Source organism: Qipengyuania sp. (assembly GCF_048550555.1).
GTDB lineage: Bacteria > Pseudomonadota > Alphaproteobacteria > Sphingomonadales > Sphingomonadaceae > Qipengyuania.
Map to the genome: position 1 here is coordinate 75,239 of NZ_JBLYYF010000033.1, position 16,604 is coordinate 91,842.

Below are 16,604 nucleotides of genomic sequence, written 5' to 3' on the forward strand. Positions count from 1 at the left end.
GTTATGACCTTCGAACTTCTTGCTGCTGCCGGTGAGGCGGCCCCGCAGAACTCCTTCGGCTTCCTCGAAGCCATGGAACAGGGCGGGATCATCGCCTGGTCGATCCTCACCGTGCTGGTGATCATGTCGGTCGGCTCGTTCTACATCCTCTTCACCAAGCTGTTCGAACAGCGCAAGGTGATGAGCCAGTACAAGAACGTCCGGACCCAGTTCTGGAAGGCCAACACGCTCAAGGAAGGCGCCACCAAGCTCGACAAGAACAGCGCATGGCGCCAGCTCGTCGATGACGCGATCACCGCCGAAGACCAGCACACCAAGATGACCGACAAGCTCGAAGCGCACGACTGGATGCACGGTTCGCTCCAGCGTTCGGAAGACACGATCAACGCGCGCCTCGCCGGCGGCCTGCCGTTCCTCGCGACGGTCGGTGCTACCGCTCCCTTCGTCGGCCTGCTCGGTACCGTCATCGGCATCTACCGCGCGCTGATCAACATCGGCATCGCCGGTTCGGCCTCGATCGACAAGGTCGCGGGTCCGGTCGGTGAAGCGCTCATCATGACCGCCATCGGCCTGCTGGTCGCGGTTCCGGCCGTGTTCGCCTACAACTGGCTGCAGGGTCGCAACCGCCGCATCTCGGAAATGCTGCACGCATTCTCGACCGACCTGCTGGCCAACATCAGCTCGAACGGCACCGTGAAGCCGGCCTTCCTGACCGCCACCTCGACCCAGGCGGCCGGCAAGGCTGCTCGCACCGCTCCGGCTGCGACGACCACCACGACCACCACGGTCAAGAAGTAATCGAAGCTGTCGGCGGGGGCTGCTCCGGCAGCTCCCGCCCAGCCGCCTCGATCCCAAGAATTTTCGTACGATAGGATTTGAACCATGGCGATTTCGACAGGAGGAGGAGAAGGCACTCCGATGTCGGACATCAACACCACGCCGCTCGTGGACGTGATGTTGGTGCTTCTGATCATCTTCCTCATCGCGGTTCCGGTCGCGATCCAGACCATCGAAAAGCTGGAAATCCCGGTTTTCGAATCGGTTGAATCCAAGGATAAGGTCGAGAACCTCCTCCTGACCGTCAGCACCAGCGACGAAAACGGCGTCAGCGCCGGTGAGCCGGGCTTCCAGGGTGCCTCGCGCAATGGCGAGTGCCGCGTGTATTTCAACAATACCACGCCGGTTACCTCGGAAGAACTCTACGACCAGGCATTCGAACGCCTCGATGCGATCGTCCAGCGCGCTGGCGGTCCCGAAGCGATCATGGATGACCCGGAGAAGATCCCGCAGGTGCACATTCGCGGCGACGTCAACGCTCCGTGGTCCTGCGTGGCCGGCGCGATCTACAACGTCCAGGCGGCGGGCTATCCCACCGTCGGCTTCATCTCGAACCCGGTCGACCCCAACGGTTGATCGCGCGGTTCGGCAAAGCAGATTAGGGAGTAACCCACTATGGCAATGTCAGGCGGCAAGGATGATGGCGCGCCGATGATGGAAATGAACATGACGCCGTTGATCGACGTCCTGCTCGTGCTCCTCATCATGTTCATCATCACCATCCCGGTGGCAACGCACTCGGTCGATATCGACCTGCCCGCACCCAGCCAGACCCCGCCCGACGTGACCGTCGAGCCGGAAAAGAACAAGCTGGTGCTTACCGCCAACAACGAGATCCTGTGGAACGGCAATGCGATCAACATGGGCCAGCTGCGCACGCTGCTGGACGAGTCGACCAAGATGGCGGTCGAGCCCGAACTCCAGTTCGAGCCCGAACCCCTCGCCAGCTACGACCTCTCGGCCAAGGTGCTGCAGATCATCAAGGCCAGCGGCGTGACCAAGTTCGGCTTCGTCGGCAACGAGCGCTATCGGACCTTCGGCAAGTAATTGCTCGAATCATCCAGGAATTGCGAAAGGGGCGGAGCGATCCGCCCCTTTCTTTTTGCCCGCCATCCACGTCCACCGCAGACTTGCCTTTCATCTGTATTGTGATGTAATCTCATCACAATACAGATGAGGAGCGATTGCATGCCCTATGGATACCGCCACCACCGCCATGCACCGCCACCGCGTCCGATGTCGGACATGAACATCACGCCTTTGATCGACGTGCTGCTGGTGCTGCTGATCATGTTCATCATGGTGATCCCCATCGCCACCCACACCCTGCTGGTGCCGCTTCCCAATGGCGCGCCGGGCTTTGCCATAGAGCGCGTCAATACGGTTCATGTGGACGCGGCGGACCGGCTCTACTGGAACGGCCAGCCACTCGACCGGCAGGCGCTGCTCAACCAGCTTGCAGCAACGGTCAGGGCCGCGCCGCAATCGGTCCTGCGCTTCGAGCCCGATGCGCACGCCAGCTACGATGCCTCGGCCAGGACGATCGCTCTCATCAAGGATTCGGGGGTCGAGCGCTTCGCCTTCGTCGGCAATGAGAAATACCGGACCTTCCCCGCAGACTAGTCTTCCCCGGGCGACGCCCCGTCGACCCGCATCGCCGCGCCGGCGAGGCTTTCCGCCTCGAGCAGCAATTCGTCGTCCACCGCGCCCTGCGGCGTCGCTTCGCGCCCGATCATGACCATCACCGGCACCGCGAGCGGGCTGACCCGATCGAGCTCGACATGGACAAGTTGCTCCGCGGACCGATCGAGGAGATCGCCGAGCCGTCCGACGTCGGTCAGCCGGGTCCGCGCATCGGCCCAGGCCGCCTCGAGCAGGACATGGTCGGGCTCGTATTTGCGCAGCACGTCGTAGATCAGGTCGGTCGAGAAGGTGACCTGCTTGCCCGTCTTGCGCTTACCGGGATGCTGGCGCTCGACCAGTCCGCCGATCACTGCCACCTCGCGGAAGGCGCGGCGCAGGAGGTGCGAATTCTGAACCCATTCGATGAATTCGTCCTGCAGGATATCGGGCGACAGCAAGGGCGCGGGATCGGTCACCGGCTTCAGCCCCCATACCGCGAGCGAATAGTCGTTGGCGACGAAGCCGCCGGGCATCAGCCCGCGGTCCTCCATCCGCCGCGTGATCAGCATCCCGAGGCTCTGGTTCGCGTTCCAGCCTTCGAAGGTGTAATAGACGCTGTAGTGTCGCTTGGCATGGGGGAAGCTCTCGACCAGCAATTGCCCCGGTCCGGGCATCCGGCTGCGCCAGTCCTGCACTTCGAGCCATTCACGGACATCGTCGGGGAAGCGCGCCCAGCCCGCGCGATCGACCAGCATCGCCCGGACGCGGTCGGCCAGATGGGTCGTCAGCGGCATGCGCGCACCGCCATAGCTTGGGATCATGGCGCTCGCCTTGGCCGCCTTCACCACCACTTCCATGTCCTGCAGCTTGACCACCTCGAGGCTCATCCCGGCGAAGGCGAAGGTATCGCCGGGGCTGAGCGAAGCGGCGAAGCGCTCCTCCACCTTGCCCAGACTGCGCCCGCCCCGGCCCCGCCCGGCGTTGATGCGCACCTCGAGCATTTCGGAATCGATGATGATCCCCGCATTGAGCCGGTGCCGTGCCGCCTGCTCGGGGTGGGTCAGGCGCCAGATGCCTTTCTCGTCGCGGACGATCCGTTTGAACTTGTCGTAGGCCCTGAGCGCATATCCGCCCGTTTCGACGAAGGAGAGCACACGCTGCCACGCTGCCTTGTCGACCCAGGCATAGGACAGGCCGGAGCGAACCTCGGCGAGCAATTCGTCCTCCTGGAACGGCGCAGCGCAGGCACAGGCCATCACATGCTGCGCCAGCACGTCGAGCCCCCCGGGGCGGAACTCTTCACCGTCGCGCTGGCCCTCGTCGACCGCCTCCTTGGCTGCCGTCGCTTCGAGGAATTCGAAGCGGTTTCCCGGCACCAGCAGCGCACGGCTCGGCTGGTCGAGCCGGTGGTTGGCGCGGCCGATACGTTGCAGCAGGCGGCTGGAGCCCTTGGGCGCCCCCATCTGCACGACGAGATCGATATCGCCCCAGTCGACCCCGAGGTCGAGGCTCGCCGTAGCCACCAGCGCGCGTAATTGCCCGCGCGCCATCGCGCCTTCGACCTTGCGCCGCGCTTCCCTGCTCAGGCTTCCGTGATGGACCCCGATGGGCAGGTTCTCTTCGTTCACGTCCCACAGGTTCTGGAAGATATATTCGGCCAAGAAGCGGGTGTTGGTGAAGATCAGCGTGGTGCGATTGGCGCGGATCTGCTCGTAGAGCTGCGGTATCGCCCAGGTCGCCGCATGCCCACCCCAAGGGACGCGCTCTTCGTCGGGCAACAGGATTTCGACTTCCGCCGGTGCGCCGGTCTCTCCCTCGACCAACTCGACGGCATCGATCTCGCCCCATGGGGCCAGCCATTCGCGAAAGCCTTCGGGATTGGCGAGCGTCGCCGAGAGAGCCGCGCGCTGCATGCCCGGCGCGATTGCCTGAAGCCGGCTCAGCGCGAGGGCAAGCAGATCGCCGCGCTTGCCCGTTGCGAAGGCATGGACCTCGTCGATGACCACGCGTTTGAGCCCCCGGAACAGCTCGAAGCTGTCGGGATAGGACAGCAGTAGCGAAAGGCTCTCGGGCGTGGTCAGCAGGACGTGCGGCGGGCGCGTGCGCTGGCGCTTCTTGCGGTCCGAGGGCGTGTCTCCGCTGCGCGTCTCGACGCGGATCGGGAGGCCGATTTCCTCGATCGGCGTCAGCAGGTTGCGCTGCACGTCATGTGCCAGCGCCTTCAAAGGCGAGACGTAGAGCGTATGCAGCCCCTCGGGCGGCCCTTCCCCCGCCAGCCGCGAGGGTGCGAAGTCGGCGAGCGTGGGAAGGAACCCGGCCAGCGTCTTGCCCGCGCCCGTATCGGCAACGAGCAAGGCATGGCGCCCGGCATCGCTGGCCTCCAGCATCTCCGCCTGATGACGCCGGATCCGCCAGCCGCGGCCGGCGAACCAGGCGGTGATTTCGGGCGGGACTGCGCAGGGCCTCATAGCCTCGATAACGCCGGTCCGGGTCGACTAGTGCCCCACGCTCTCGCCGCGCTCGAGCCCGCTCAGCGCCAACTGCTCGTCGATCTGTGCGACGAGGCGGTCCAGCCCGTCCTGGCTGTCGCTTTCGGCGCGGGCCACGAGGACGTCCTGCGTGTTCGAGGCGCGCAACAGCCACCAGCCATCGTCGGTGGTCACGCGCACGCCGTCGGTGGAATCGGCCACGGCATCGCTGGCCGCCACGCGTGCAGCTATTTCCTCCACCGCGGCGAACTTGCGGCTTTCGTCGACCTGGAAGCGCATTTCGGGGGTGTTGACCATCGGGCGCATCGCGCCGCGCAGTTCGGTGACCGACTTGCCGAGCCGGGCACTCGCCGCGATCAGGCGGACGCCGGCGTAGAGTGCGTCATCATAGCCGTAATATTCGTCGGCGAAGAAGACATGGCCGCTCATCTCGCCGGCCAGGGGCGAGCCCGTTTCCTTCATTTTGGACTTGATCAGCGAGTGCCCGGTCCTCCACATCAGCGGCGTGCCGCCATGCGCCGCGACGTGGTCGAACAGCGCGCGGCTGGCCTTGACGTCGGCGATGATCGTCGCGCCTTCGCGCCGCGCGAGGAGGTCCTCGGCATAGATCATCAGCAGCTGGTCGCCCCAGATCACCCGGCCCTCACCGTCGATCGCCCCGATGCGATCGCCATCGCCGTCGAAAGCGATACCGAAATCGAGCGACTTTTCGGCGACGAGCGCGCGCAGATCGGCGAGATTCGCCTCGACCGTGGGATCGGGATGATGATTGGGAAAATTGCCGTCGACTTCGGTATAGAGCAGATGGTGTTCGCCGGGCAGGCGCGCGGCAAGCTTCTCGAGCGCGGGGCCCGCAGCGCCGTTGCCCGCGTCCCAGCCGACCCGGAGACCGTCGAGAGCGGCCCCGTCGATCCCCGCCAGGGCGTCGAGCATGCGATCGACATAGGCCTCGAGCACCTCGCGCTCCTCGACCTGACCCGCGCCATCGACCCATTCGCCCGCGGCACTGCGGCGCCCGAGCTCCTGGATGTCCGCCCCGAAGAACGGGCGTCCCTGGAACACCATCTTGAAGCCGTTGTAATTGGCGGGATTATGGCTGCCGGTTATCTGGATGCCGCCATCCACATCTGCGGCTGACGCCTCGGCGTAGTAGAGCATCGGCGTCGGCCCCATGCCCACGCGGACGACGCCCATGCCCGATGCGGTGAGCCCTTCGACGAGCGCATGTTCGAGCAGCGGCGAGCTAACCCGGCCGTCATAGCCGACCGCAACCTTGCTCCCGCCCGCTTCGGCCAGCATCGAGCCGAAGCACCGGCCGATCGCCCGGGCATCATCCGGCCCCAGCGTTTCGCCGATGATCCCGCGGATATCGTATTCGCGCAGCACGGTGGGGTCAAAAGTGTGAGTCATTCGGAACGCTCCAGCCGGGTCCGGGAAATATGGTCGAGCAACAGGTCGCGCGCGGCATTGGCCTCTTGCAGCGCATGGGCGCTACCCCCTCTGTCGGGGTGAATTATTGTAACAATGCGACGATGCGCGGCGCGGATCTCCTCGGCGCTGGCGGTGCGCGGGACATCGAGGATCGCGCGTGCGCGGCCGAGCGCGCGGTCCGCCGCGCTTTGCGCGGTGAGATATTCCCACGGCCACTTGCCGAAGATCCAGCGGCAGGCGACCGAGACCAGCACGGCAAGGGCGAGCAAGCGGATCACTGGGCCGCTTCCGCGACCTGCTCAGCGCCCGCCTCGGGGAGCCGGAGGCTGGCGACCAGACCGCGCAACTCCTGCCGCGCGACCAGATGGCTGGTGCCGAGGTCGCCGAGATGCCCCTTGTCGAGAAGGGTCAGCCCCGAGGGGAAGAGCTCGCGATAGATTACGCGTTCGGAGAGCCCCTTGGCCACGCGAAAGCCGACGCGCTTGGACATTTCCATCAATGCCTGCTCGATACGGGCCATGTTGCGCGCCTCGGTGAAGCCCGTCCGGTTGCGCACCACGACCCAGTCCATCTGCGCGCGATTCTGCTCGATCGAGGTGCGGCTGCGCTTTAACCGCGCTTCCCAGATCAGTTCGGCATAGAAGGACAGCTTCCTCACCTTGAAATTTTCGCCTTCGACCTGCCCGATGAGGTCGAAATCGACGAAACTGTCGTTCATCGGCGTGACCAGCGTGTCGGCGGTGGTTGCCGAATGGCGGGCAAGCGGATCGTCGCGGCCCGGCGTGTCGATGACCACGAAGTCCGCACCCTGCGCCTTGCTGGCGATGAAGGCTTCCATGGCGGCACCGTCCATGCCCTCGACGACGTGGCAGCGGACGGTGGGCAGGTCGATCCCGCGACGCTGCATGGTCTCGGCGCGGTTCTCGAAATAGCGGCACATGGTACGCTGGCGATGATCGAGATCGAAGGCGACGACCTCTGCACCGCGGCAGGCGAGCGCGACGGCGACGTGCACGGCCGTGGTCGATTTGCCGGTACCGCCCTTTTCATTGGCAAAGACGATACGGTGGGAGTGCGAACTCATCGGGATTGGGCCGTCAATATCATGCTGGCGGTGTCCCTATCCAACCCTCTGCGCGGCGGCAACGCGTGCTCGGCCGACGGGTCAGGATAACCCACAATGGCGGATGCGTACTAGCCTGCCCTTGATCATTTGATATGATCGCCCCGCCTGGGTCGCATTCGACCGGCGTCGATCGGCAAGAAGCCGGCGGCCGGAGACGAACCATAGGAGGGATTCCCAGGACATGAAAAAACTGCTCTTCACCGCGCTCGCCGCGCTTTCCATGACCGGCATGGCCGCCGAACCCGTGCTCGCCCAGGGCCGCTCGTCGGGCCGCAAGGCGCAGGATCGCGCGACGATGGAAATTCCGCGTTGTGCGCGCAATCTGGGCACGATCGCGGTGGTCGAACCCGACGACAAATGGTGGCGCGAACTCAACCTCGGCAGCCCGGAACAGATCATCCGCGTCTTCATCCAGCGCTCCGGCTGCTTCACCATGGTCAATCGCGGCGGCGCGATGCGCAACAGGGCGATGGAACGCGCGCTGCAGGAGCAGGGCGAGCTGCAGGAAGGCCAGAACGTCGGCCTCGGCCAGGTCGTGACGGCCGACTATTTCCTCCAGCCCGACATCGTCAGCGCCAACAGCAATTCGGGCGGCGGCGGCGGCGTCCTCGGCGGCGTGGTCGGCGGCCTGTTCGGTCGCACCGCGGGGGCGCTGGCCGGCGGAATCCGCGTCAAGAAGGGCGAGGCCAATGTCGTCCTCTCGCTCGTCAACGCCCGCACCACGGTCGAGGAGGCGCTGGTCGAAGGCTATTTCCGCAAGCAGGATCTCGGCTGGGCCGCCGGGGGCGGCCTGTTCGGCGGCGGCGGGGGCGCCGCAGGCGGCTTCGGCAGTTACGAGAACACCGCCATCGGGCAGATCATCGTGCTCGCCTATCTCAACGCCTATACCGATCTGGTGACCCAGCTCGGAGGCCTGCCCGAGGATGCGGCGGCAGCGGCCCCCGAGGCGCGCTGATCCGGCAGAGCTTGCAACATGGGGGGCGGGGCGGCAGAGGTCGCTCCGCCCTTTGTCGTTGCAGGAGCAGGACCGCTGCAGACCGTCACCACCCTCGCCGATCTTCGTCCCGCTACCGAAGCGCTCCGCGTCCAGGGAAGGCTCGCCCTCGTCCCGACGATGGGAGCGCTGCACGAAGGCCACCTGACGCTGGTACGCGAGGCCCGGAAGGCCGCCGAGCACGTCGCGGTGTCGATCTTCGTCAATCCGCGGCAATTCGGGGCCAATGAGGATCTCGACGCCTACCCGCGCCAGCTCGCGCGCGATTCCGCGCTGCTCGAGACGGAGGGTGTCGCACTGCTATGGGCACCCTCTCCGGAGGAGGTCTATCCCGAGGGGTATGCCACCAACGTCTCGGTCGCGGGAGTCAGCGACGGCCTGTGCGGCGCCGACCGCCCGGGGCATTTCGACGGCGTGGCCACGGTGGTCTGCAAGCTGTTCAACCAGGTCCGGCCGGACATGGCCTTTTTCGGCGAGAAGGACTGGCAGCAGCTGGCCGTGATCCGCCGGATGGCGCGCGACCTCGACCTGACCCTGCCGCATGTCGAGGCGATCCACGGCGTAGCGATCGTACGCGAGGCCGACGGTCTCGCCATGTCGAGCCGCAATGCCTACCTCTCCGCCGGCCAGCGTGCGGCGGCAGCTGCGCTGCCCCGCGAGATGCGCGCCGCCATCGCGCGCTTGGTGGCGGGCGACACGGCGGGCACTGTGCTTTCCGAACTCGCGAATGCGCTGGCCGCAGCGGGCTTCGCCAGCGTCGACTATGCCGAGCTGCGCGACGGCCGCGACCTTGCGCCGGCCAGCGATGCCGGGCCGGGCACACGGCTGTTCGTTGCCGCGCGGATCGGCGGAACGCGGTTGATCGACAACATGCCGGTTCGCTGAACCGCCGCGAGGTCCTCTGCTTGGGGGACTGTAACAAAAACTGCACATCCGCTATTCCCGCGATCCGTCGAGAACGGTGCAGAACAGCACCCGCCCTTCGGTTCGCAAGGGTCGGGTGCACGGCGCCGTTTGCGCGGTGCACCCGACTTCGTGCCATCCCTTCAAACGCAAAGATTTCCTGCCTGCCGTGTACCGGTCAAGCGATCGTCTGCACTATGGGGGAAGTGGAGCGGGTAAGGGGAATCGAACCCCTCTAGCCAGCTTGGAAGGCTGGAGCATTACCACTATGCTATACCCGCCCGGGTGAGGCGCCAATGCCACCGAAGCCGCGCCCGCGTCAACACGCTATTGCGCGGGTTCCTCGGTCTCCGCTTCACGTTCCGCCGCGGCCTCCGCCAGGCTTTCGGCGAGCGTCGGCTCCTTTTCCAGAGGGGTGGCCCCCTTACCTCGGATTTCGATTTCCACCCGGCGGTTCGCAGCCCTGCCGGCTTCGTCGGGAGCGCCGTCGGGCAATGCATTGGCCCGATCGGGGTTCTGTTCGCCGAAGGCGATGACGGTGATCCGGTCTTCGGCCACGCCGTTTTCGACCAGCCAGTCGCGCACCGCCTCGGCACGCTCCTGCGAGACCCGCATGTTCACCTCGTCGCTGCCCCCGCTGTCGCTGTGGCCGCGCAGGACGATCGCCCCGCCTTCGGCGATTTGCGGCGAAGCCAGGACCGTGGCCAGGTCGGCACGCGCCTCCTCGGTCAGTGCGCTTCCTTCGGGAAACAGGACGCGTGTTTCCAACGAGCCCTGTGGATCGAGCGCCTCGATCGGCTCGACCTGAAACTCCGGACGGAAGATCGAGCGTTTCTCGGCGGCGTCCTCCTCCGAAGGCGGCGGGCCGCGGTCATCCTTGCACGCCGCCAGCGCCAGGCTGGCTACGGCGGGTACGAGAACAAGGGCGAGCCGGTACGTCATGTCATCCTCCCTGTTCGGCGGTCTTGGTGCGCTTGCGTTCGCGCTTCGCGGCAGCCTCCTGCGCCGTCCGCTCCTGAGGCGGGGCGAAGCTGACGATCACGTCCCCCGCCCGCGGTTCGGGACGCGCGGCATGGGTGAAGAAGCGGATCGTGCCGTTCTCGCGGAGCAGCAGCAACAGCGAGGCGCCCTCGGGCAGTCGCTGCCGGGCAGCTTCGAAATCGAATTCTTCGGAGAGCTTGGTCTTCCGGAAGACCCACCCGCGGGAGAGTCTTTCGTTGACGTCCTCCACGCCAAAGCCCGATTCGAACAGCGCGCGGCCGCGAATGCTGCTGGGGAGCGCGTGACGGTCGTCGTCGTCGACCGCATCGCCCAGCTGGAAGACCGTGTCGCGGCCGATTTCATAGGCGAACTCGTTGCAGACGAGCGCATTGTAGGCCTCGTTCTCGGTCGCCGCTACCAGCACGGCATAGGGCGCGAGATCGAGATTGTGCTCGGTCGCCTCGTTGAGGATTTCTCCGTGATAGAAGGGCAGCCCTTTCTGGCGCGCGAGCGCGAGGCGCTGCCAGCTCGAATCGACTATCATCACCGGTGCCTTGAGCTCCTGCATCATCAGCGCGAGCGAGATGGTCCAGGGCGTGCTGCCGACGATCAGGATTCCGGGCCGGTTGCTGCCCTTGATCTTGAGCAGGCGGGCGACGAGATCGATGGTGAAACCATGCGCGACGATCGTCGCCACCACGACGGCAAAGCTGAGACCGATCAGCGCGGTTCCGTCGTAGCCGATATCTTCGAGCCGCAGGGCAAACAGGCCCGAGATCGCCACCAGCACGATCCCGCGCGGAGCGATCCAGCCGAGGAACAGCCGCTCGTTCCACGGCACCGAGCTGCCCAGCAGGCTGAGCAGGATCGTAGCAGGTCGCACCAGGAACAGCAGCGCGAGCAGGAAGAGGGCGAAATTCCAGTTGAGATAGGCCAGCTCTTCGAATTGGAGGCTGGCGGAAAGGAGGATGAATATCCCCGAGATCAGCAACACGGCGATGTTCTGCTTGAAGGGATGGATGCTCCGCAGCGAGGAGACGTTCATGTTGGCGAGCGCGACACCCATCACCGTGACCGCGACCAGTCCGGCTTCGTGCTCGATCTGGTTCGAGAGAACGAACACCACGATAACCGCGGTCAGGAGGACGGGGACCTTGAGGAATTCGGGGATCGTGCCACGCGGGAACGCCCAAGCGATCGCGGCCGCCGCGACATAGCCGATCAGACCCGCGATGATCGCCGCGAAGATCAGCGGCGGCACCACTTCGAACAGGCTCGCGCCCGGCGATTCGGCGACCGCGCGGAAATATTCATAGGCGACCACGGCGAACATAGCGCCGATCGGGTCGTTGACGATCGCTTCCCATTTGAGGATCGCGGCCGGGCGCGCTTGGACCGAGGATTGCCGCAACAACGGCATCACCACGGTCGGCCCGGTGACCACCAGGATGCCCGCGAACAGGATCGCGACGGGCCATTCGAGTCCGCCGATAGAATGTGCGGCAAAGGCCCCCAGCACCCAGGCGATCGGGCCGCCCAGCAGGACCAGTCGCAACACCCCGCTACCCGCATGGCGCAGTTCACGCAGATCGAGGCTCAGCCCGCCTTCGAACAGGATTAGCGCGACCCCGATGGCGATCATCGGATCGAGCAGCTCGCCGAAGGCATGTTCGGGATCGAACAGGCCGAGGATCGGCCCGGCGAGGAAGCCGGCCGCGAGCATCAGCACGATGGCCGGCCAGCCCGTGCGCCAGGCCAGCCACTGGGCGCCGATGCCCAGCATGCCGACCATCGCGATGACTAATGACTGTTCCATGCCCCTCTCTGACTACGCGGATGGCCGCGGGTCGCTACGCCGACAAAGGCGCAAGACCTATCAATGCCCGAGACCGGTTATTTATCCAGTCCGGATGCGCACTTCAGTCGCCCTCGAACTGCATCAGCGCGCGGACATCGACCGCCTCGCTGCCCAACCGGCCGCTTCCGCCGAGGTCCGGCAGGTCGATGACGAAGGCGGCGCGCTCGACCTGCGCTCCGGCAAGGCGCAACAGCTCGGTCGCTGCGAGTGCGGTCCCCCCGGTGGCGAGAAGATCGTCGACGATCGCCACGCGCTGTCCGGGGGAGATCGCCCCAGGATCCATCTCGAGACGGTCGAGCCCGTATTCGAGTTCGTAGTCCACGCCGATGACGGCGCAGGGCAACTTGCCGGGTTTGCGGATCGGCAGGAACGGCAGGCACAGGCGCGCCGCGACCGCCGCGCCGAAGATAAAGCCGCGCGCTTCCATTCCGGCAACCGCCTCGGCCCCCTCGACCTCGCCTGCAAGCCATTCGACCGTGGCGGCAAAGCCGGGGCCGTGGCCGAGTAGCGTGGTGATGTCGCGAAACTGGATTCCCGTCTTGGGGAAGTCGGGAATCGTCCGGATCAGCGCTTTGAGCTCGTCGGGCGTCACCGAGTCTCTCCCCGGAATCGAAACGCCCCTCGCATCGCGCGGATGCAAGGGGCGTTCGTCATTTCTGCCAGGCGCCGGATCAGTCGTCCTTGCGCTTCGCGGCGGCCCAGATCTGCTTCTTCGACAGATAGGCGAGAACGGTTGCGAAGAGCAGGAAGATCAGCACCGGCCAACCCGTCTGCTTGCGCTTCACCAGCTGCGGTTCGGCGGTCCAGGTCAGGAAAGCCGCGACGTCCTTCGCCATCTGATCGACAGTGGCTTCGGTGCCGTCGTCAAAGGTAACCTGACCTGCGGTGGTAAGCGGCGGCGCCATCGCCAGGCCGAGATTGGCGAAATAGGGATTGTAGTGGCCGGTCGGCGAAAGCGCGAAGTCGGGAAATTCCTTCTTCAGCTCGGCCGGGATTTCCTGATAGCCGGTCAGCAGCGACGCCACGTAGTTGGGGCCGTCGTGCCGCGCCTTGGTGATCAGCGAAAGATCGGGCGGGATCGCATTGTTGTTGGCCGCCGCCGCCGCCACCGCATTGGGATAGGGCGAGGGGAAATAGTCGGTCGGCAGGCCGGGGCGCGTGGTCGCTTCGCCGGTCTGCGGATCGACGCCGGGAACCTGCTTCGACGCGGCGAAGGCCTTGACCTGGCTCTCGTCGTAGCCAAGCGCCTCGAGGTCGCGGAACGCGACGTATTTGAGGCTGTGGCAGGCCGAGCAGACCTCGTTGTAGACCTTGAAGCCGCGCTGCAGCTGCTGCGTGTCCCACTTGCCGAAGGGGCCGTCGAACGACCACGCATACTGGTTCGGATGCTCGTGGAACTCGTGCTCGGCGGTGGCCGGCTTGAGCTCGCCTTCCTGGATCACCGCGAAGGCACCGCTCACGAAGGCCCACAGGACCGCTAGGACGAAGAACACGCCGACGAGAATGCCGACCAAGCGGATGCTGAGAAGTTTGCTCATTATCTCAAGTCTCTCTTTCTCGCTCAGACCGCCGGCTTGGCGTTTTCGCCAAGGACGGCTTTGTCGTCGGAGCCGAGAACGGCTTCGGTTATCGAATAGGGCAGCGGCTCGGGCTTCTCGATCTGGCTGACGATCGGCAGGATCACCAGGAAGTGGAGGAAGTAGTAAGCCGTCGCGATCTGGCTGAGCATGACGAAGGGCTCTTCAGCCGGCGCGCCGCCGCAGTAGAACAGCACCGCCATCGCCGGGATGAGGCCGAACCAGAAGAACTTGCGGAACAGCGGACGGTAGTGGCCGCTGCGCACCGGCGACTTGTCGAGCCAGGGCAGGAAGAACCACACCAGGATCGCGCTGAACATGGCGAGCACGCCCATCAGCTTCGCCGGAATGAAGAAGAAGTCCGCGGTGAAGGCGCGCAGGATCGCGTAGAACGGCCAGAAATACCATTCGGGGACGATGTGCGCCGGGGTCGAGAGCGGGTTCGCCTCGATGTAGTTGTCGGGGTGCCCCAGATAGTTCGGCAGGAAGAACACCAGGCCGAAATAGAGCAACAGCGCGACACCGAGGCCGAAGCCGTCCTTCGCCGTGTAATACGGGTGGAAGGGGAGCGTATCGCTTTCCTGCTTCACTTCGACGCCGGTCGGGTTCGACGAGCCCGGGATATGCAGCGCCCAGATGTGCAGGATCACGACGCCCGCGATCACGAAGGGCAGCAGGAAGTGAAGGCTGAAGAAACGGTTCAGCGCGGCATTGTCGGGCGCGTAGCCGCCGAGCAGCCACACCTGGATCGGCTCGCCCACCAGCGGGATCGCGCCGAACAGGCCGGTGATGACCTTTGCGCCCCAGAAGCTCATCTGGCCCCAGGGAAGCACGTAACCCATGAAGGCGGTCGCCATCATGAGCAGGAAGATGACGACGCCGAGCAGCCAGATCATCTCGCGCGGGGCTTTGTACGACGAATAGAAGAAGCCGCGGAAGATGTGCAGGTAGACGACAATGAAGAAGAAGCTCGCGCCGTTGGCGTGCGCATAGCGCATCATCCAGCCCCAGTTGACGTCGCGCATAATGTGCTCGGTGGTCGCGAAGGCAACCTGCGCATTGGCGGCGTAATGCATCGCCAGGATCACGCCGGTGACGATCTGCAGCACCAGGAAGAAACCGGCGAGGACGCCGAAATTCCAGAAATAGCTGAGATTGCGCGGCACGGGGTAGCCGGCACCGATGGCGTTGTAGACGAGGCGCGGCAGCGGCAGCTTCTCGTCGAAGAACTTCATGACCGGATTGGTCGGGGTGTATTCCTTGGCCCAGGGAAAGCTCATGGTATCGTCTCTTCTCTCTAAGCTCAGCCGACCTGGATGACGGTGTCCGAGGTGAACTCGTATTCCGGCACTTCGAGGTTCTTCGGCGCAGGCCCCTTACGGATGCGAGCGGCGGTATCGTAGTGCGAGCCGTGGCAGGGGCAGAAGTAGCCACCGAACTCGCCGCGCGGCTCGCCTACGGCAGCGCCCAGCGGGACGCAGCCGAGATGGGTGCAGACACCCATGGTCACGAGCATGTCCTTGTGGCCTTCCTTGGTCCGCTCCTCGAGCGTCTGCGGGTCACGCAGCGAACCGAGGGGAACGTCTTCGGCCATCTTGATCTCTTGCGGCGTCAGGCGGCGCACGAACAGCGGCTGCTTGCGGAAGACCGCCTTGATCGCCATGCCGGCCTCGATCGACGATACGTCGACCTCGGTCGAGCTTGCAGCGAGCACGTCCTTCGACGGCGCCATCTGGCTGACCAACGGATAGACAACCGCGAGGCCGCCGATGCCGGCGGCGCTCACAGCTGCGATGTCGAGGAAGTCGCGGCGACGGATGCCGGTATCGGTCACGCCTGCCGTTTCGGGAGTTGCGGTTGCAGCGGTGTCTGCCATCAGCGCCTTGCCTTGCCTGCCTTGGTCTAGCGCCGCCGCCCAGACGGGATTTGGCGCGATCTATGAATCCTTAGACCGGTCTGAGGGATAGCCGGTGCGCCCGAATGATTATGCGTGCGCGAAAGCCCCCGGTACGCCCGGTTTGGACGCGCCTCTAGCCGCTATACGACAGGTTGCCAACCGCCATTTTGGCGACTTGCGCGCGTGCGCGTGCGATCCGCAAGGCGGCGCTTAGCGGGGCAGGCCGATGACGCTGAGCTGCCGACCGTCGGTTTTTTCGCCGCGATGCGTGGCGCGGCGGTAGGAATGGAACCTGTCGGGCTGCGCATAGGTGTCCTGGGCCAAATCCTCGATCCGCTCCACGCCGGCCGTGCCCAGTCGACGCGCCACATAGGCCGGCAGGTCGAATTGCCAATGCCCCGGACGTCCGCCTGCGAAAAAGCGCTCGTCTTCGTCGGTGAAGGCCGCACGAAAGGCATCGTCGACCTCGTAGCTGGGCTGCGCGATGGTGGGGCCGATCGCCGCGCGAATGTCCGCAAGACGGGCACCGAGCGCAATCATCGCCTCGAGCGTGTTCTCGAGCACGCCCCCCAGCGCGCCGCGCCACCCGGCATGCGCCACCCCGATTACCTGGGCGACGGGATCGGCCAGCAGCACCGGCGCGCAATCGGCGGTCACGATCCCCAACAGCAGCCCGGGCCGGTCGGAGACGATGCCATCGGCCTCCACCGCCAGCGAAGTTTCGGCATTCGCCACGACCACACGGTTGCCATGGACCTGCTTCACCCGCACGAGCTCCGCGCCCGGCAGGATGGCCTCCAGGTCGAGTGCGCGTTCGGTCGAGAAGCCGTGCGGGATCCCCGCCAGCACCGAGGCCTCGAGGTGATCGTGCATGTCCCTCTAGCCGAG

At 65.5% G+C, this 16,604-nt stretch carries 17 protein-coding genes and 1 tRNA gene; 6 read left to right on the forward strand and 12 right to left on the reverse strand.

Annotated elements, in window-relative coordinates; all coding sequences use genetic code 11:
• Nucleotides 1-3 precede the first annotated feature (3 nt).
• The 4 genes from ACN4E0_RS08015 (at nucleotide 4) to ACN4E0_RS08030 (ending at nucleotide 2,460) form a co-directional block, all read left to right on the forward strand.
• A complete protein-coding gene (locus ACN4E0_RS08015) occupies nucleotides 4-798 on the forward strand; it encodes a MotA/TolQ/ExbB proton channel family protein (RefSeq protein ID WP_419566990.1) in 795 nt (264 codons plus the stop codon).
• Between the two features lie 84 nt (nucleotides 799-882).
• A complete protein-coding gene (locus ACN4E0_RS08020) occupies nucleotides 883-1,413 on the forward strand; it encodes an ExbD/TolR family protein (RefSeq protein ID WP_419566991.1) in 531 nt (176 codons plus the stop codon).
• Between the two features lie 39 nt (nucleotides 1,414-1,452).
• A complete protein-coding gene (locus ACN4E0_RS08025; RefSeq protein WP_419566993.1) occupies nucleotides 1,453-1,884 on the forward strand; it encodes an ExbD/TolR family protein in 432 nt (143 codons plus the stop codon).
• A 141-nt stretch (nucleotides 1,885-2,025) separates the two neighbouring features.
• Nucleotides 2,026-2,460 carry an ExbD/TolR family protein gene (locus ACN4E0_RS08030; RefSeq protein WP_419566994.1) on the forward strand — a complete coding sequence of 145 codons (435 nt, stop codon included), beginning with the start codon at nucleotides 2,026-2,028 and terminating at the stop codon, nucleotides 2,458-2,460.
• On the opposite strand, the gene ACN4E0_RS08035 is transcribed toward ACN4E0_RS08030, so the two are convergent.
• The 4 genes from ACN4E0_RS08035 to ACN4E0_RS08050 are packed head-to-tail and all read right to left on the reverse strand — an operon-like array spanning nucleotide 2,457 to nucleotide 7,464.
• Entirely contained in the window at nucleotides 2,457-4,928 is a 2,472-nt protein-coding gene (locus tag ACN4E0_RS08035; protein WP_419566996.1) for a ligase-associated DNA damage response DEXH box helicase, read from the reverse strand. The two genes, ACN4E0_RS08030 and ACN4E0_RS08035, sit on opposite strands and share 4 nt — an antisense overlap.
• Before the next feature lie 27 nt (nucleotides 4,929-4,955).
• On the reverse strand, nucleotides 4,956-6,359 hold the full coding sequence (pgmG, locus tag ACN4E0_RS08040; RefSeq protein ID WP_419566997.1) for a phosphoglucomutase/phosphomannomutase PgmG: 1,404 nt from the start codon (nucleotides 6,357-6,359) through the stop codon (nucleotides 4,956-4,958).
• The gene (locus tag ACN4E0_RS08045; protein ID WP_419566999.1) at nucleotides 6,356-6,658 is read right to left on the reverse strand and encodes a DnaJ domain-containing protein; all 303 of its coding nucleotides are present in this window, start codon (nucleotides 6,656-6,658) and stop codon (nucleotides 6,356-6,358) included. The genes pgmG and ACN4E0_RS08045 overlap by 4 nt, the downstream gene beginning before the upstream one ends.
• Nucleotides 6,655-7,464 carry a division plane positioning ATPase MipZ gene (locus ACN4E0_RS08050; protein ID WP_419567001.1) on the reverse strand — a complete coding sequence of 270 codons (810 nt, stop codon included), beginning with the start codon at nucleotides 7,462-7,464 and terminating at the stop codon, nucleotides 6,655-6,657. The genes ACN4E0_RS08045 and ACN4E0_RS08050 overlap by 4 nt, the downstream gene beginning before the upstream one ends.
• A gap of 223 nt (nucleotides 7,465-7,687) precedes the next feature.
• Between ACN4E0_RS08050 and ACN4E0_RS08055 the strand changes: the two genes are divergently transcribed.
• Nucleotides 7,688-8,461 (forward strand): CsgG/HfaB family protein, encoded by a 774-nt coding sequence (locus tag ACN4E0_RS08055; RefSeq protein ID WP_419567002.1) that lies wholly within the window; start codon nucleotides 7,688-7,690, stop codon nucleotides 8,459-8,461.
• Between the two features lie 75 nt (nucleotides 8,462-8,536).
• The gene (panC, locus tag ACN4E0_RS08060) at nucleotides 8,537-9,385 is read left to right on the forward strand and encodes a pantoate--beta-alanine ligase (RefSeq protein WP_419567017.1); all 849 of its coding nucleotides are present in this window, start codon (nucleotides 8,537-8,539) and stop codon (nucleotides 9,383-9,385) included.
• A 225-nt stretch (nucleotides 9,386-9,610) separates the two neighbouring features.
• Here the strand turns inward: panC and ACN4E0_RS08065 are convergent.
• The 8 genes from ACN4E0_RS08065 to pgeF all read right to left on the reverse strand — a co-directional run bounded on the left by ACN4E0_RS08065 (nucleotide 9,611) and on the right by pgeF (nucleotide 16,589).
• Nucleotides 9,611-9,684, reverse strand: a tRNA-Gly gene (locus ACN4E0_RS08065).
• Between the two features lie 46 nt (nucleotides 9,685-9,730).
• Nucleotides 9,731-10,345 carry an OmpA family protein gene (locus tag ACN4E0_RS08070; protein ID WP_419567004.1) on the reverse strand — a complete coding sequence of 205 codons (615 nt, stop codon included), beginning with the start codon at nucleotides 10,343-10,345 and terminating at the stop codon, nucleotides 9,731-9,733.
• 1 nt (nucleotide 10,346) lies between these two features.
• Entirely contained in the window at nucleotides 10,347-12,200 is a 1,854-nt protein-coding gene (locus ACN4E0_RS08075; RefSeq protein WP_419567006.1) for a cation:proton antiporter, read from the reverse strand.
• Nucleotides 12,201-12,303: 103 nt separating this feature from the next.
• Nucleotides 12,304-12,834, reverse strand: coding sequence for an adenine phosphoribosyltransferase (locus ACN4E0_RS08080; protein WP_419567007.1), 531 nt, complete (start codon nucleotides 12,832-12,834; stop codon nucleotides 12,304-12,306).
• 79 nt (nucleotides 12,835-12,913) lie between these two features.
• Nucleotides 12,914-13,780 carry a cytochrome c1 gene (locus ACN4E0_RS08085; RefSeq protein WP_419567008.1) on the reverse strand — a complete coding sequence of 289 codons (867 nt, stop codon included), beginning with the start codon at nucleotides 13,778-13,780 and terminating at the stop codon, nucleotides 12,914-12,916.
• A 23-nt stretch (nucleotides 13,781-13,803) separates the two neighbouring features.
• The gene (locus ACN4E0_RS08090; protein WP_419567009.1) at nucleotides 13,804-15,099 is read right to left on the reverse strand and encodes a cytochrome b; all 1,296 of its coding nucleotides are present in this window, start codon (nucleotides 15,097-15,099) and stop codon (nucleotides 13,804-13,806) included.
• Nucleotides 15,100-15,122: 23 nt separating this feature from the next.
• Nucleotides 15,123-15,695 (reverse strand): ubiquinol-cytochrome c reductase iron-sulfur subunit, encoded by a 573-nt coding sequence (gene petA / locus ACN4E0_RS08095; protein ID WP_419567010.1) that lies wholly within the window; start codon nucleotides 15,693-15,695, stop codon nucleotides 15,123-15,125.
• A 231-nt stretch (nucleotides 15,696-15,926) separates the two neighbouring features.
• Nucleotides 15,927-16,589: a peptidoglycan editing factor PgeF gene (pgeF, locus tag ACN4E0_RS08100; protein ID WP_419567012.1), complete on the reverse strand. Its 663-nt coding sequence runs from the start codon at nucleotides 16,587-16,589 to the stop codon at nucleotides 15,927-15,929.
• Nucleotides 16,590-16,604: the final 15 nt, after the last annotated feature.

Excerpts from the sequence above, each read along its gene's own strand:
- ACN4E0_RS08015 (WP_419566990.1), top strand. The coding sequence starts at position 4 with ATGACCTTCGAACTTCTTGCTGCTGCCGGTGAGGCGGCCCCGCAGAAC.
- ACN4E0_RS08020 (WP_419566991.1), top strand. The coding sequence starts at position 883 with ATGGCGATTTCGACAGGAGGAGGAGAAGGCACTCCGATGTCGGACATC.
- ACN4E0_RS08025 (WP_419566993.1), top strand. The coding sequence starts at position 1,453 with ATGGCAATGTCAGGCGGCAAGGATGATGGCGCGCCGATGATGGAAATG.
- ACN4E0_RS08030 (WP_419566994.1), top strand. The coding sequence starts at position 2,026 with ATGCCCTATGGATACCGCCACCACCGCCATGCACCGCCACCGCGTCCG.
- ACN4E0_RS08035 (WP_419566996.1), bottom strand. The coding sequence starts at position 4,928 with ATGAGGCCCTGCGCAGTCCCGCCCGAAATCACCGCCTGGTTCGCCGGC.
- pgmG (WP_419566997.1), bottom strand. The coding sequence starts at position 6,359 with ATGACTCACACTTTTGACCCCACCGTGCTGCGCGAATACGATATCCGC.
- ACN4E0_RS08050 (WP_419567001.1), bottom strand. The coding sequence starts at position 7,464 with ATGAGTTCGCACTCCCACCGTATCGTCTTTGCCAATGAAAAGGGCGGT.
- ACN4E0_RS08055 (WP_419567002.1), top strand. The coding sequence starts at position 7,688 with ATGAAAAAACTGCTCTTCACCGCGCTCGCCGCGCTTTCCATGACCGGC.
- ACN4E0_RS08070 (WP_419567004.1), bottom strand. The coding sequence starts at position 10,345 with ATGACGTACCGGCTCGCCCTTGTTCTCGTACCCGCCGTAGCCAGCCTG.
- ACN4E0_RS08075 (WP_419567006.1), bottom strand. The coding sequence starts at position 12,200 with ATGGAACAGTCATTAGTCATCGCGATGGTCGGCATGCTGGGCATCGGC.
- ACN4E0_RS08085 (WP_419567008.1), bottom strand. The coding sequence starts at position 13,780 with ATGAGCAAACTTCTCAGCATCCGCTTGGTCGGCATTCTCGTCGGCGTG.
- ACN4E0_RS08090 (WP_419567009.1), bottom strand. The coding sequence starts at position 15,099 with ATGAGCTTTCCCTGGGCCAAGGAATACACCCCGACCAATCCGGTCATG.
- petA (WP_419567010.1), bottom strand. The coding sequence starts at position 15,695 with ATGGCAGACACCGCTGCAACCGCAACTCCCGAAACGGCAGGCGTGACC.
- pgeF (WP_419567012.1), bottom strand. The coding sequence starts at position 16,589 with ATGCACGATCACCTCGAGGCCTCGGTGCTGGCGGGGATCCCGCACGGC.